1 protein-coding gene is annotated in these 272 nt (G+C 47.8%); it reads right to left on the reverse strand.

From position 1 onward, the window contains the following. Positions 1-56 precede the first annotated feature (56 nt). Positions 57-272 (reverse strand): hypothetical protein (locus VN21_RS19000; protein ID WP_207641526.1); only part of this gene is annotated, 216 nt, incomplete at its 5' end.

Genomic DNA, 272 nt, shown 5'->3' on the forward strand with positions numbered 1-272 from the left:
CTTTGTTATTAGGTCGACCTTGGCAATATGATACTGATAGTTTACATCATGGTCGTTCAAATCATTATTCTTTCATGTTTAAAGGCCAGAAAATAATTCCTCAAAATGAAAGGAAACAAACGGGCCTTAATAGAAATTTCGCCCGGCGATTTTCTCCGCCGTGCGCCGCCGTCGTTCACGCCGTCGTCCACGCCGTCGTCCCCGCGCCGTAGGTATGTTCTTCTCTCTCTCTCTCTCTCCCTTTCTTCGACTATGATCGCTCGGGCTAGCTC

This window comes from Paraclostridium benzoelyticum (assembly GCF_001006285.1).
Lineage (GTDB): Bacteria > Bacillota > Clostridia > Peptostreptococcales > Peptostreptococcaceae > Paraclostridium > Paraclostridium benzoelyticum.